Origin of the sequence: Arthrobacter sp. Leaf234, from assembly GCF_001422665.1 — a bacterium.
In the GTDB taxonomy this organism is placed as follows: domain Bacteria; phylum Actinomycetota; class Actinomycetes; order Actinomycetales; family Micrococcaceae; genus Arthrobacter_D.
Map to the genome: position 1 here is coordinate 150,953 of NZ_LMLU01000005.1, position 14,706 is coordinate 165,658.

Here is a 14,706-nt window from a genome sequence, read left to right on the forward strand (position 1 = left end):
AACGAAACGGGAAGAGTACCGTTACTTAGAGCAACGAACTATATGAGGGTCTGGAGTCCGCGATGTCGGTAGCGCATCACACCGCTGCAGAGCTGGTGCACAACATCTTCGACCTGCAGCGAGCCCTCCGGGGCGTCACCACGGCAGGCATGAAGTACTCGGAGCTGGGGCCGGCGCACACCGGTGTCCTGTTCTTCATCGGGGAGGGCGGTCCACTGAGGGCGTCGGCGCTCGCGTCACGCCTCGGGATCGGGCCGTCCGCCCTCAGCAGGCAACTCGCGGACCTGGAGCAGTTCGGCTTCGTGGTCCGCAGCCCGGATCCGCTGGACGGCCGGGCCTGCCTGCTCTCGCTCTCCGAGGACGGCCGGACCTACCTCGCGGACACGTACGAGCGGCGGGCCGAGACCCTGCGGGAGATCCTCTCCGACTGGACCGAGAGCGAGGCGGAAGCGGCGTCGTCCTCCGTTCAGCACCTCACCGAGGCATTCCGGACCGCGACCGCGCAGCACGGCGGGGGAGGGCATGCGACGACCGCCGATCCCCGCCGCTTCCCCCGCACCACCACCGAATCGAGCACGGGCAACGACGGCCGTCACCACCTGGACCCAGCGTCCGAGAGCACGAAGGAAGATCACTGATGGCCACCCACTCCGCCACGGCGACGACGGCCGAGGCCGTACCGCAACCCGCGCCGCATCCCCACAAGGCCGCCGACCCCATGAGCCACAAGCAGATCCTGCAGGCCCTCACCGGCCTGCTGGCGGGCCTGTTCACCGCGATCCTCAGCAGCACGATCGTCGCGAACGCCCTGCCCACGATCATGAGCGACCTCAACGGCTCGCAGACGGATTTCGCCTGGGTGATCACGGCTGCGCTGCTCGCCAACGCGGCCACCACGCCCATCTGGGGCAAGTTCGCCGACCTGTTCGACAAGAAGATGCTCGTGCAGGTGAGCATCGTGATCTTCGTGCTCGGCTCGGTGCTCGCGGGCTTCGCGCAGACCATCCCGCTGCTCCTCACCGCCCGCGTCATCCAGGGCGTGGCGATGGGCGGGCTCACGGCACTGGCACAGGCCATCATCGGCACCATCATCGCCCCGCGTGAGCGCGGCCGGTACTCCGGCTACATGGGTGGCGTGATGGCTGTCGCGACGGCGGGCGGACCGCTCCTCGGCGGATTCATCGTCGACTCGCCGCTGGGCTGGCGCTGGACGTTCTTCGTCTGCGTCCCCCTGGCGATCATCGCCCTCGTGCTGCTGCAGCTGACCCTCAAGCTCCCCGACACGCGCCGTAAGGCGCGGATCGACTGGCTCGGATCCATCCTCCTGACCGCCGGCGTGAGCCTGCTCCTCATCTGGGTGTCGTTCGCGGGCAAGGAGGGCTACTACGCGTGGTTCTCCCGTGAGACCGCCCTCATGGTGGGCGGCAGCGTGATCCTCCTCGCGCTCCTCATGGTGGTCGAGACCAAGGTGGCCGAGCCGATCATCCCGCTGAAGATCATCTCCGAGCGCACCACGGCCCTGGCCATCGTCGCCTCGATCGCCGTCGGGATCGCGCTGTTCGCCAGCTCGAGCTATCTCGGCCAGTACTACCAGGTGGCCCGCGGGGCCACCCCCACCGAGGCGGGCCTGCTGACCCTCCCCATGATCGCGGGCAACCTGATCGGCTCCATCGGCGCCGGGCAGCTCGTCACCAAGTACGGCAAGTGGAAGCGCTACCTCGTGGCGGGTTCCCTGTTCCTCATCGCCGGTCTCGGTTTCGCCGGCACCATCGACCACCTGACGGAACTCTGGCTCGTCGGCATCTACACCTTCGTCTTCGGCCTGGGCCTCGGCCTCATGCTTCAGAACCTCGTCCTCGCCGTCCAGAACACCGTGGCGGTCAAGGACATCGGCTCGGCCAGCGCCTCCGTCGCCTTCTTCCGCTCCATGGGTGGAGCGGCGGGAGTCGCCGTCCTCGGTGCCGTCCTCGGCACGCAGGTCACCACGAAGACCACGGAGGGACTCGCCGCGGCGGGCGTCCCCAGCACGGGCGGCGCGGCGGGCGGCTCGCTGGACCTCGTCGACCTGCCCGCGCCGATCGCCGAGATCGTCCGTGCGGCCTATGGGGACAGCACGGCGTTGATCTTCACGATCACGGCGGTCATCGCGGTCCTCGGCCTCATCTGCGTCCTGTTCATCCGGGAGACGCCGCTGCGCCGCACCGTCGACTTCGCGCAGGCTGCCCCCGCAGGTCCCGCGGCGTCGATGTCCCCTGCGGCCACGGGCACCACGCCCGCCGTCGCCGGCGGCTCGGCGGACACCGCGACGACGCAGGCGGACACCGCGGCAGCGGGTAGTCCCGCGTCGCCGGTCATCGCCGGACACGGCACGGGGACGCCGTCCGGCGGCGGCGCCACCACGGCCGACGACGAAGATGTCGTGGCACTGCAGCCGTCGCACGGCCGGCACAGCGCCGGGCCGGTCGCGATCCTGAAGTCCGACGTCGACCGCGTGGCGCGCGAGCTGTCCGAACTCGAAGCGGGATCATCGGCACGAGCTCACGCACAGCGCTAGTCCACGGTGCGAAGGGAGAGGTCATCGGGGAGACCCGGTGGCCTCTCGCCGTCCCGGCCGAGGCGTTTGCCGGACGGGTCCTCGGGGGAGTTCCGCGTGTCCCGCTCCGAGGACGGGTATCGCGTCTCGGGTCCGCCGGGTGTGGCCTTCCGGGCGCGACGGGCGGGTGCCCCGGAGATCGCGTCCGACGGCGGCAGCGCGGAGCTGGGGTAGGAGTCCCCCCGTCGGGGCCACGCCCGGCCCCGGGCCGGCGGTGTGCGGGTGGCCAGTAGCATCGAGGGGTGAAACCCTTCCTGCTCCTGGCCACCCGCGCCGAGGACTTCGCCGCCGACGCCGAGTACCGCAGCTTTCTCCGGTTCGGCGGACTCGCGGAGGGCGAGCTCCGGCGCATCCGTCTCGAGTCCGGGCCGATGCCCGAGCTGGACCTCGCGGACTACTCCGGCATCTTCCTCGGTGGCAGCCCGTTCAACTCCTCCGATCCGGCGGAGTCGAAGAGCGCCGTCCAGGTGCGCGTCGAAGACGAACTGGGGGCACTGCTGGACCGTGTGGTCCCCGAGGACTTCCCGTTCCTCGGAGCCTGCTACGGCGTCGGCACCCTCGGCCGGCACCAGGGGGCCGTCGTCGACACCACCTATGCGGAGCCGATCGGCTCCGTCGAGATCACCCTGACGGACGGCGGCGCGGCGGATCCGCTGCTGGCCGGGCTGCCGCCGTCGTTCGCCGCCTACGTGGGACACAAGGAGGCGTGCGCGGCGCTGCCGTCCTCCGCCGTGCTGCTGGCCTCCTCGCCCACCTGTCCCGTGCAGATGTTCCGTGTGGGACAGAACGTGTACGCGACGCAGTTCCACCCGGAACTCGACGTCGAGGCGCTCGTCGGACGGATCAGCACGTACCGCCACGCGGGCTACTTCCCGCCGGAGCAGGCGGACGAGTACATGGAGCGTGCCCGCGCGACCGTCGTGGACCAGCCCGAGGCGATCCTGCGCGCGTTCGTCACCCGCTACGCGCGCAGGTGAGGCGGCTCCGACTCACGGTCGACGGCCGCGGACCTGCAGCTGCACCGGCCGTGGTGGCCGCCCCGATGCCCACACATACGTGGTGGTAGCGACGACGACGCCGCCCGCGATGTACATCCACCACGGGAAGCCGGGGATGTCGGGAGCGTCACCTGCGGCGTCGATGTCGGCCTGCGGGGTCGGCGAGATGCGTTCACCGGTGACGAGGATACGGTGGCTGTTGATGCCCAGCGGGGTGCAGGTGACGAGGGTCATGAGGTCCTCACCGGGTTGGATCAGGAGACTCTCCGTGTCCCGGGGGTCGACGACGAGGGTTTCCACGACGCGGTAGGCGAGTGTCTCGCCGAAGACCTCGATGGTGAACGTGTCGTCCACCTGGACGTCGTCGAGGTTCGTGAAGAGCTCCGAGGTCGCGAGGCCCCGGTGCCCGGTGATGACGGAGTGGGTCGAAGGGCCGCCGACAGGAAGCGCCGTGCCCTCGAGGTGGCCGATCCCGCGCTCGAGGACGTCGTCGCCCGTCCCGTGGTAGATCGGCAGGTCCACGGCGATCGAGGGGATCCTGATCCGCGCCATGAGGCCCTCGGAATCGCCCCTGAGCATCGAGCGGTAGTCCTCCTCGTTGCCGGAACGGGGATCCTGCGCCAGCGGGAGACGCTCGTTCGCGGCCACGTCGGCCCCGCTGCCGCCCAGGCTCTGGTTGTACCTGCGCGCATCGGCGAGCCTCTCCCTGAGGGTCTCGGCGCCGAGGTCGTTGATGCCCTGGGTCAGTTTGTCGATCTCGTGCGACTGCTCGACGGAGCTGAACCAGCCGGCCGCGGTGGGGTAGAGGAGAAGCGCCGCTCCGGCGATGACAGCCAGGGCAACCAGCAGGGGGAGCAGGCGCAGTCGCCACCCACGGCGACGTTCCCGTGCACGGTGCGCTCGCATGGGCTCCGTGGCGTCGACGATCGCCTCGCTGTTGTCCCCCTCGACGTCAGAAGGCGGGGCGCCCTGCTGACGCCCCGCCTTCGACTTCACGCTGCTACGTTACGCCGTGGCCGGCACAACGGACGCGCGGCGCCGCGCCGCGACGATCGCGGTTCCCAGGGCGAGCGTGAGCAGGCCGGTCCCACCGACCGTGAACCAGAGGGCACCGTCACCACCCGTGAGGGGCAGTGCGAAGGCCGGAACCTGGTCGTGCTCGAATTCGACGTAGTTCTGGACAGGGGCGGTGGTCGAACTCGGGCCGGCGACGACCTGCGTCTGGACCTGGTTCGGAGCGGGGATCTGGAACCCGCCCGGCGGCGTGATCTCACGGACGTAGTAGTTGCCCGGCGTGATGATCGGGATCGCGACGAATCCGTTCGCGCCGGTCGTCCAGTTCTGGATGCCGTCGATGAACACGGCATTCTGGCCCAGGTTGGCGTCGTTCTGGTTGAGGAACACCTGGTACACGGCACCTGCGAGGGGTGTCCGCACCCCGTTCTCGCTCTGGAACGAGAACACGGTGAGCTGGCCGATCGGGGTGCTTCCGGTGACCGTCTCGGTGCTCCCGTTCACGACGCTCGTGGCCGTGTTGGTGATGATGCCGCGGGCGGGGATCGTCACTGCGCGGCTCAGCACGGTGAGCGTCACGTCACCGTTCGGCAGCGACCTGAGTCGGGTGAGGCCGGCGGGGGTGAACGAGGCGGTGAGATTGCGCGTGGCCTGGTCGTAGGCGAGCGTGTACTCGGTTCCGGCGGCGAAGTTCTGGACCACGCCGGCTGCGTTGGTCACCTGCACGCTGGTCGGGGCGATACCTGTCGGACCTGACTCCAGGTATTCGAGTTCCACCGGGAGGCTGTCGGTGAGCGTGAAGACGTCCAGGGTGTCACCTGCGGCCAGGGTCGGGATGCCCGAGTTGATCGCCCAGCGGATGAGGTCAGGGTTCCTCGCCTCCACCGAGTTGGCAGGTGCCGGGACGCGGGTCTTCGTCAGATCGGTCACGGAGTTCTTGGGATAGGCGTGCACGTCGTAGATCCACTGGTTCGACGGCGCGCCACCCGGCCCCGTCGGGAACGGCAGCGTGACGAGGAACGGTGCAGCCGGGTTGGTGGCGCCTGTCGGCAGCACGGTCTCGGTCACGAGGTAGAGCCCGACGGGCAGGGTGTTGAAGACCGCCACACCGTTGGTGCCGGTGGTCGCGGTGAAGGTGTCGGGGAGGGTCACACGCGAGGCTGCCGTTGCCGGGGTGAGCGAGGAGACCTGCGTCCAGCCCTCCGGTGTCGTGAGATCGACACCCTGGACCAGCGCAGCGGTGAAGGTGGCGCCGGCAAGCGGCGTGCCCGGGACGGAGACCTCCTGGCCGGTACCGATGTTCTGGCCGTTGTCCGCGCCGAGCGCGAACTTGTGGATGGTCAGGGTTCGGGGCGTATCGGGATTGATGTTGCCCGCCTGGGTGACGGCGGTCGCCGGGGAGACGGCGACGAACGCTGCCGCCGTGCTCAGCGCCAGCACGCCGAGCGCGGCCGAGAGCCGCCGGAGGATGGGAATGGACACGAGATATCTCCTATGAGTGAGGTGATGCGAGGGTGAGACCAGGAACTGAAGGTCAGGATCAAGAGCAGGAACAGCGGACAGGAAAGTGAGTGTGCGCATCAGCGGAAGGCGCCCCGCATCCGTCGACGGCTGTTCCACGCCATGAGGGCGAGGGCCGCGACGAGCAGCGCTCCTCCTCCGATGTAGAACGCGTCGGCGCTGGTACCGCCCGTGAGCGGCAGCGTGGTCGGCGCCACCGGGGCGTTGACGAAGCGGTAGACCGCCGTCTGGCCCGCTGGTGGAGCGGAAATGGTTCGTGCGGCCACCGGGACCCAGGTCGAGCCGGACAGGCGCTCGAGACGAAGTTCCTGGTAGGCGAGCTTGCGGGTGGGGTCGGTGGCGGCTTCCGACAGCGTGTAGCCGTGGCCCGGCCGCACGTCGAAGGTGCTCGCGGGGTTCCCGGATGCGACGTACTCGGCGCCGGGCCGGGTCTCCGTCGTGAGGGTGGCACCCGGCAGGGCGGCTGGGGTCGCCGTGACCTTCCAGTCCGCGGCCTGGAACCCCGGCCGCGGGTCGATCACCTGTTTGAGGATCGTGAGGGCCGCCGTCGCGTTCGTGACGGTGCAGGTGATCGCGGCACCGGCTGCCGGGGTGACGTCTCCCGACGCCGTGACGGTGACGTTGGCACCCGCTGGGGTGCGGCACCGCCAGGTGCCGGTCTGCACGTAGGTGGGCGGACCACCTGCTTCGGCCAGTCGGTAGGCCGTGCCCGGGGTCACCGGGACATTCGACGCCGCACCCGATCCGGAGCGCCCGGAAGGGCCGGGCAGGGCGCCGGCGGGGCCCGTGGCGCTGAGGGTCCAGTCGGTCGGCAGCGCGGAGCCGAACGTCACCTCCTTCACGAGCGTCAGGAACGCCGTGGGCCGGTTCACCAGGGCGCAGTCGATCGCCGCACCGGGAGCTATGCCCGTGAGGCTGGCGCTGACGGTCTGCCCCGCGGCAGCGTCGGCCGGCGCGAACGTGGTCGGGACGGCGCTACCGTTCACCGTGCAGGAGCCGCTGACGAAGGCGAAGCCCTCCTGCTGGACCTCCGACACCACGACGGTTGCCCGTGACGCCGTCGACGCGTACAGCACCTGCCAGGTGGCCTGCCCTGCGGCGTCGGTCTGCTGTCTGGGGACCTCGCTCGGCAGGGCCGTCGCGCTACCCGTGGTCGCCGTCGCGGTCGTCCCCACGGTCCAGTCGACCCCGGGGCGGGTGAGGCCCGAGGCCTCCCGGATGGTCTTCGTGATTCGTACACTCGTCTCGGCGACGGGGCCGGGAGAGTTGACGAAGGTGCAGACCACGTTGACGCCCAGACCGTTCGGCATCGTGACGGTACCCGTGGTGGCGTTGCCGGCAGTCAGCCGCACCCCGCCCGCGAAGCAGTCGTAGGAGGCCCTGTAGCCGGAGAGCGCCGAGCCGGAGCCGGCGGCCATGGTCTCGGAGATGGTGATCGTGCTGCCCCCAGCCGCAGGGAAGGGACCGAGCTGCTCGGCCTGGCGCCCGGTCGCGGCTCCGGACGTCGTCGCCGACGCGATGGTCGACAGCGGCGACCCGGTGGCCGCGGTCAGTGTGAACTGATCGCTCGAGGCCTGACGTGCCACCACGTTCTTCTGGACCGTGAGGGTCGAGGGCGTCGTGCAGCCGGCGAGGTCGGTGGAGTTGACCAGGACGCGCGGTGTACCCGGGACACGCTCACCCGTGGTGGCGTCGAACTCGTAGGCACTCCCCGCGTTGCCGATGTAGAGGGTACCGCGCGGCGAGAATGCGACGCCATTGGCGGCGGCGAAGGTCGCGTCCGTGCCGGTCAGCGGTTTCGGCGTCGATTGGCTGACCGCCAGCGCGCCGCCGTTCGCCGCGGTGAGCGTCGCCCTGGAGATCGTGTAGACCGTCGCAGACGTCGTGGTGGTGCTCGCAGGCGCTCCAACCACGTAGAGGTTGCCGACGGCATCGAAAGCCATGTCGCCGTTCGCCGATGCACTGGCAGCAGCGAAGGAGCCGACGTACGCGAATCGGGTGGCGGTCGGGTTGCTCTCGGTGAAGCTCCAGATGTGGAACCGGCTGTTGTTGAACTTCCCGAAGAGATAGCGGCCACTCGAGAGGTCGACGGCACCGGCGACGATCGCGCCGTCAACCACTGTGCCGCCCGTGGCCACGGTGGTGTACGACGTGGTGGGGAGCTTCACGAATCCGCCGCCCGGGGTCCATTTGAGGACCGAGAGGACGTCGGTGGAGTCTGCCGACCTGTCGAGCGCGTACGCAAGAGAGCCGCCCGCGCCGACACCGAGTGCGTTCGCCGATGTGACGCTCGCCCAGGTTCCGATGGACGCGGGAGCACCTCCTGCGGCGATGTCCGCCTGCTCCAGCGTGCCGGTGGCCGTGATCGAGTAGAAACGGTTGGTGTCGCAGAAGAGGCGCTGGGTCTGCACCGTGTTCGTGAAGGTGCAGGTGACCTCCGCCCCGGCCTCGGCAGGGATGGTGATCGTGCCCGCGGCTCCTGCCCCGGAGGCGATCACGGTGCCGGCGCGGGTGCACTCGTAGGCGTTGGAATAGCCGAGACCCGCGTTGTTCGCCGAAGCCTCGGAGATCGTATAGGTGGCGCCCGGGCGCACGGTGGCGCGCGTGATCTGCGCCGACTGCACCCCGGTGGCCGTTCCGGTGGTGGTGGCCGATGCCAGGGTGTTCGTCCCCTCCCGGAGTGACAGGACGAACTGATCGGCCGGCGTCGTCCGCGTCGGGAGGTTCTTGCGGACCGTGATGGTCGTCAGGGGATCGACCACGAGGTCGATGGGCGCCGAGGGGACGAGTCCACTGGCGCTCACTGTCCCGCTGGAGAACGTCCCCGGCTGCGCTGCGACGACGGCGACCTGGATCGTGCACGAGCTGCTGCCGGCGGCGAGGTCCCCGCCGACGGACGTGATGCTTCCCGACCCTGCCGCGGCGGTGACCGCAAATGCCGTTCCCCCGATGTCCCTGCACGTGCCTCCGATGGCCGGGGCCGTTGCCACCCTGAGCCCTGCCGGGAGTGTGGCGGCGAAACCCCAGTCGGTCTTCGCGTAGAGATCGGCGGTGTTGGTGATCGTGTAGGTCAGGATGGTCGGCGTCGTCGCCGTTGCCGGCGTTGGGTCGTAGGCGACATCCAGCGCAGGCGTGACATCGAGCACCCTGACGTCGTCGACACCGAAACCGCCGCCCGTACCAGCCTGGGAGTTGACGAGCTGCACCCTCGCGGAGGAGATCTGCGCAGGCGTCAGGAGCGCGGTGTTCGTGCCGGTGAAGGTCGCCGCTCGAACGGAACCGGTCAGCACGGGATCGGTGGCGCCGGCAACCGGGGCGAGAGCCGGTGATGTGTAGAAGACATTGCCTGTGCCGGCGCAGGGGACGACCGGGGCAGCGAACCCGGTCAGGAGAGTGACAGGTGTCGCGGCTCCGGTGACCAGGTTCAAGGCGAGCGAGGCATTGCTCGTGCCGCACCGCGTGCCCGCAGCATCCATCGCGAGTGAGTAGTAGCGGGCGTTCGGAGCGCCGAGACCGATCCCTGCAGTCGACTGGAGGACCGTTGTGCCGCCCGCGACCGTGGTGTACGGCAGCGACACGAGCGCGTGGTTGCTCCGTGTGGTGGCGGTGGAACCGTTCGCCGCCGCGGTGGCGGAGCCGCCGGGTACGCCGGCCTGGACCTGTCCGAGGACGTCCGCGATGCGTCTGGCTTCCCGGGCTGCTGACGACCCTCCGGTGGTCTGGGACGGGCAGAACGCGGTGTTCGGGTAGGGCGCTACGTAGTTGAGGAGGATCCCCGTGCAGTTCGTCCCGGTCGCCCACCCGCTCGAGATCGTGTACCGATTCGCGGCATAAGCGGTGATCCCGCTGGGAGCGTTCGTCAGTCCCTGCTCGAAGGTGTCGATCCACGCCGGGCGGGGGGACTCGGGTACTCCGGCGGCCAGGAGTCCGACGTCGGCGGACCTCCCGAAGGACTCCATGCGGGCCACGCCCGACGGCGCCTTGCTGTCCCCCGGCGCAGGCTCGTCGATTTCGGCGCTGTCGTCCGGAGCCATGCCGGGGTCGGCGCCAGGTGCGGGTTCCGGCACAGGTTCCGGTGAGGGGGCGGGCGCTGGAGCGACGGACTCGTCCGGCTCCGGCTCCGGCTCTGCGGACGGTGGTCCGGACGTCGGCCCGGACGTCGGCGTGGCCGCCGGGCTCTCGACACCGGAGGAGCCCTCGGGAATCGGCGGGGCGGGCGCCATCACGCCCGCCTCCTCGACGGGTTCGGGTGGCGACGTGGCTTCCCCGGACAGGTGGGCGGACACCGCGTCTGCCGGGCCGGGTGGCTGGGCTGCAGCGGGTCCCCAGCCGCCCGAGACGATGACGAGTGCGACCACGGCTGCGACGATGCCGAGGGGACGACGGGATCCCGAGCGGGCAGCGTCGGGCTTCGGTCGCTTCGGCTTGTCCACGGGGACAGTGCGCCTTCCGGTGACGGGGTCGGGGGTCGGTGACAGGGGCCGGCGCGAGAACCATCGGGGGCGCGCTGGAAGGACAGGCGAGACCGAAGGACGCCGAGACCGGGACCGAGAATGAGACACAGATGAAACCCCCACGCGCACGCTAGGGGTCATCCGACAGCCCGGGCAAGGCATCGACTCCGTCTTTCCGGCATCCTGCGGATCTCCTGAGCATCGGGAGCCGGAGAGCCGGGGAGCCGGGGAGCCGGGGACGGGAGCCGGAGCCGGTCAGATGCCGCTGGTCGGCCGGAGGCCGTCCGATGCGAAGTGACGGCGCCATGGTGTTCAATGGCGGCTACGGAAACAGACCGGCTGGCTCCGCCGTTCATCCCCGGAGCATCGAGGCCGGTCCGGCCCGGCGTCGACGCCGGGCCCGCACCCTGGAAGGTGGTGGCGTGACATACGGACCGATGACAGGAGAGCGCCGGCCGTCGCGGGTGGGCCCTACGGCCCCGGCCTCGGCGCTCCTGGTGGCGGCGCTGGTGCTCGCCGGCTGCTCGTCCCCGCCGAGCGGCACCGATGAACCGACATCGGGCGCCACGACCGCCACGCCATCGTCCTCCGGGTCCGCCCGTGCCTCGGCCGGTCCGGCGCCGAGCCCGTCGGCGACAGTGTCCGCCGGACCAACCGCTGATGCACCGGCGACGATCGCCTGCGACGGCTGCCTCGACGTCGTCGTCAGCGGTGATCTCCTGGTGCACCCGCAGCTGTGGGACCAGGCGGCCGTCGATGCGGCCGTCACGGGGAAGGGCGCGCTGGACTTCGAGCCACTCCTCGCCGGCCAACGGCCCTACCTGGCGACGGCGGACCTCGCCATCTGCCATCTCGAGACGCCGGTCGCCGGTCCCGACGGCCCCTTCAGCGGCTATCCGCAGTTCAACGTCCCGCCCCAGATCCTGACGGCAGCGGCCGACGTCGGCTACGACGCCTGCACCTCCGCGAGCAACCACTCGATCGACGCGGGAACCGAGGGGCTGCTGCGGACCCTGGCGGCGCTCGACGCTGCCGGGCTCGAGCACACCGGGTCCTATGCCACGGAGGAGGACGCGGCGAAGGTGCTCATCCTCGACCAGCCCGAGGCGCGTGTCGCCGTCATCGAGGCGACCTACGGCCTCAACGGGCTCGTGCCGGACCAGCCATGGCGCGTCGACATGCTCGACGCCGACGTCATGATCGCCAAGGCCCGAGCAGCCCGAGCAGCCGGGGCAGACGTCGTGCTCGGCGCCGTCCACGCGGGCGACGAGTACGTGCCGACGCCGAACGCGCAGCAGGTGGAGATCGCCCATGCACTGGCCGACAGTGGAGAGTTCGATCTCCTCTACGGACACCATGCACACACTGTCCAGCCGATCGAGAAGTACAACGGCACGTGGATCGTGTACGGCCTGGGCAACGGCGTCACCGAACTCTCACCCGTGTACGACGTCAACAACGAGGGGATCACCGTCCGGGCGAGTTTCAGCAGGGACGACGCCGGCGCCTGGTCCGTCTCGGACCTCGTCTGGCTACCGTCACTGATCGAGCGTGACCCCTACCGGTGGTGTGCGCTGGCGCCGGACCGTCCGCCGGGGGAATGCTCGTCGCCCGAGCGGGAGGCTGCCTCACGGGAACGGACGCGATCGGTCGTCGAGTCGCTCGGCGCCCGGGAGGACGGAGCGCGGCCATGGGACCTGTCCGAGGAAGCGGGCTCCCGATAGGCGTCACGACGGGCGGTGCCACCGCCCGTTGCGGTGATCCTGAGCGAACACTGCGGGTCACGGGGGCTGGCCCTTCCTAGACTGATGCCATGGGGACAGGGACACGGTGATGCCGGGCGATGACGACCGCCCTCGTTCTTCCATGGACGAACCAGGCGCCCGGCGCGCGGCCGAGACCGCGGAGTTCCTCCGCCGGGAACTGACCCACGCCCAGGTCGAGCTGTATCGGTTCGAGCGGTCACGGTTGCAGCCCGTCGGAGGAGCTCACCTGGCCTGGCCCGGAGCAACCGGTCGGGCCACACCGTCCGGTAGCGCCAAATCCTCCGGGCGCACCCCATCGTTCGGGCGCACCCCATCGTCCGGTAGCACCCCATCGTCCGGTTCGCATCCTGACGGCACCGGCACCGGCACCGGCACCGGCACCGGCTCTTCCGTCGCGGCTGCGGCCCCCGTCGTCGTTCCCGCCGCGCCCCGACGTCGGAGCGTGCGCACCCTCCATGTCGTCGGACGTCGGCGCGGCACCGGGCTCGCTGTATGGCTGATGATCCTCTACCTCCTGCTGACCGTGCTGTCCCTCGCACCGGCGGACGAGAACGGCGCCCGGCCCGCCCACGGGCCGAGCGTCGTCGGACACGCAGAAGGTCCGTCCGGGGACCTTCCTGCGCACTGACGGATCTTCCCTGCCCGGTGTCGGTGACGGGCGGTACTGTCGGGAGGACAGGCCGCGCAGGGTGAAACGGAAGAGGTAGCTGTCATCGGTTCCAGGACGAACGCCGCGCCCGCGGGCCGCACGGTCCCCGTGGTGCCCACCGCCGGGGAGAAGCGCCACCACCAGGTCCTCATCATCGGCGGAGGCAACGCGGGTGTGTCCCTCGCCGGGCGCCTCCTGCGGTACCACGTGAAGGACGTCGCCGTCGTCGAGCCGCGCAGCCGCCACCTCTACCAGCCCCTGTTCTCCCACATTGCCGGCGGGACGGCTGATGCGTTCGAGGCCGTGCGGTTGCAGTCGGCGGTCATGCCCCAGGGCGTGGTCTGGATCCAGGACAAGGCCACGGACGTCAGCACCGGCACCAGCACGGTGCTGCTCGAGTCCGGTTCCGCCGTCACCTACGACCACCTGGTCGTGTGCCCCGGCATCCAGAACGACTGGACCTCCATCCCCGGACTCAAGGAGGCGATGGAGGGACCGTACGGCGGATCGAACTACGAGTACGAGCTGGCCCCGAAGGCCTGGAAGCTGTTCAAGGACCTCAAGCGCGGAACCGTCGTGTTCACGCAGCCGCCGGGTCCGGCATCCTGCGACGGCGCCGCCCAGAAGCCGATGTACCTCGCCTGCGACCACTGGCGCCGGCAGGGCGTTCTCGGGGACATCCGCGTGGTCCTCGCCGTCGCCACGCCCACGATCTTCGGCATGGACATCATCGACGAGGAACTGAATCGCAAGATCGACGAATACGGCATCGAGGTCCGGTACAGCACCGAACTCGCGTCCGTCGACCCGTCGGGCCGCACCGTCGGGCTCACGAACACCGCGACCGGAGCATCCGAGACCATCGCCTACGACGTGCTGCACGCCGTTCCCCCGCAATCCGCTCCGGAATGGTTGAAGACCACCGACCTCCCGGCCCCCGGCAATCCCGGCGGTTTCGTCGAGGTGGATCCCCTCATCCTCCGGCACCCCCGTTTCCCGGCCATCTGGTCCCTCGGCGATGCCGCGTCCACCCTGAACTCGAAGTCCGGAGCCGCCCTGCGCATGCAGACGAAGGTTCTCGCGAAGAACCTGAAAGCCGTCCTGAAGGGCAAGAAGCCCACCGCGCAGTACAACCAGTACTCGGCCTGCCCGTTCGTGGTCAGCAAGAACACCGTGGTGTTCTCCGAGTTCGACGACAAGTACGCGCCCATGCCGACCGTGCCGGGCTGGGACAACCTGGCGCGTGAACGGCGCCTCACCTTCATCGCCGAGCGGGTCCTGCTGCCGAAGGTGTACTGGAACCTCATCCTGCGCGGACGCGCCTAGGAACCACCGACCCCCGGCCTTCCTCCGGTACAGGGCCGGGGCGGCAGCAGGGCCGTAGGCTTCAGCCATGACCAGGGGGAAGCAGTCAGGCAGGGCCGTGCGGTGATCGAGGTGATCGGACTCGTCGCCAGGATCGTGTTCGAGCTGGTGATCGAGTCCTTCCCGTATTGGGGGTCCTCCGACCGCAGGACCTACCGGAGGTACCGGCGCGAGCTGCCGGCGGGGAAGAAGCTCCTCACCCGGAGGGAATGGCGTGCCGCCGAGCGTCCGGTGGGACCGCGCGGGCGGGCGACGGACCCCGAGGGCCGAACCGATGACCGGGCGCACGGGCAGGAGTAGGCCGGTGGCCACCGGCCAGGACTACCGTCCGGCCGGAGGCCCGGGG

10 protein-coding genes are annotated in these 14,706 nt (G+C 70.1%); 7 read left to right on the plus strand and 3 right to left on the minus strand.

Annotated elements, in window-relative coordinates:
* Positions 1–62: 62 nt before the first annotated feature.
* From ASF21_RS08565 to ASF21_RS08575, 3 genes are all read left to right on the plus strand, one after another.
* Positions 63–638, plus strand: coding sequence for a MarR family winged helix-turn-helix transcriptional regulator (locus ASF21_RS08565; protein ID WP_082471383.1), 576 nt, complete (start codon positions 63–65; stop codon positions 636–638).
* Positions 638–2,554, plus strand: a complete 1,917-nt coding sequence (locus ASF21_RS08570) for an MFS transporter (protein WP_200914803.1) — start codon at positions 638–640, stop codon at positions 2,552–2,554. The genes ASF21_RS08565 and ASF21_RS08570 overlap by 1 nt, the downstream gene beginning before the upstream one ends.
* 281 nt (positions 2,555–2,835) lie before the next feature.
* Positions 2,836–3,570 (plus strand): glutamine amidotransferase, encoded by a 735-nt coding sequence (locus ASF21_RS08575; RefSeq protein ID WP_055769686.1) that lies wholly within the window; start codon positions 2,836–2,838, stop codon positions 3,568–3,570.
* A 12-nt stretch (positions 3,571–3,582) separates the two neighbouring features.
* On the opposite strand, the gene ASF21_RS08580 is transcribed toward ASF21_RS08575, so the two are convergent.
* The 3 genes from ASF21_RS08580 to ASF21_RS08590 all read right to left on the minus strand — a co-directional run bounded on the left by ASF21_RS08580 (position 3,583) and on the right by ASF21_RS08590 (position 10,559).
* Complete coding sequence (locus ASF21_RS08580) at positions 3,583–4,587, minus strand: class C sortase (RefSeq protein WP_235498728.1); 1,005 nt, start codon at positions 4,585–4,587, stop codon at positions 3,583–3,585.
* Positions 4,588–4,596: 9 nt separating this feature from the next.
* Positions 4,597–6,087 carry a SpaH/EbpB family LPXTG-anchored major pilin gene (locus ASF21_RS08585; protein ID WP_055769687.1) on the minus strand — a complete coding sequence of 497 codons (1,491 nt, stop codon included), beginning with the start codon at positions 6,085–6,087 and terminating at the stop codon, positions 4,597–4,599.
* A 98-nt stretch (positions 6,088–6,185) separates the two neighbouring features.
* Complete coding sequence (locus ASF21_RS08590) at positions 6,186–10,559, minus strand: LPXTG cell wall anchor domain-containing protein (protein WP_055769689.1); 4,374 nt, start codon at positions 10,557–10,559, stop codon at positions 6,186–6,188.
* A gap of 443 nt (positions 10,560–11,002) precedes the next feature.
* Here ASF21_RS08590 and ASF21_RS08595 point away from each other — a divergent pair, with 443 nt between their 5' ends.
* The 4 genes from ASF21_RS08595 (at position 11,003) to ASF21_RS08610 (ending at position 14,660) form a co-directional block, all read left to right on the plus strand.
* The gene (locus ASF21_RS08595) at positions 11,003–12,304 is read left to right on the plus strand and encodes a CapA family protein (protein ID WP_235498729.1); all 1,302 of its coding nucleotides are present in this window, start codon (positions 11,003–11,005) and stop codon (positions 12,302–12,304) included.
* A 484-nt stretch (positions 12,305–12,788) separates the two neighbouring features.
* The gene (locus tag ASF21_RS16785; protein WP_157365817.1) at positions 12,789–12,974 is read left to right on the plus strand and encodes a hypothetical protein; all 186 of its coding nucleotides are present in this window, start codon (positions 12,789–12,791) and stop codon (positions 12,972–12,974) included.
* Between the two features lie 129 nt (positions 12,975–13,103).
* On the plus strand, positions 13,104–14,321 hold the full coding sequence (locus ASF21_RS08605; RefSeq protein WP_414826619.1) for an NAD(P)/FAD-dependent oxidoreductase: 1,218 nt from the start codon (positions 13,104–13,106) through the stop codon (positions 14,319–14,321).
* 102 nt (positions 14,322–14,423) lie between these two features.
* Positions 14,424–14,660 carry a hypothetical protein gene (locus ASF21_RS08610; RefSeq protein WP_055769694.1) on the plus strand — a complete coding sequence of 79 codons (237 nt, stop codon included), beginning with the start codon at positions 14,424–14,426 and terminating at the stop codon, positions 14,658–14,660.
* Positions 14,661–14,706: the final 46 nt, after the last annotated feature.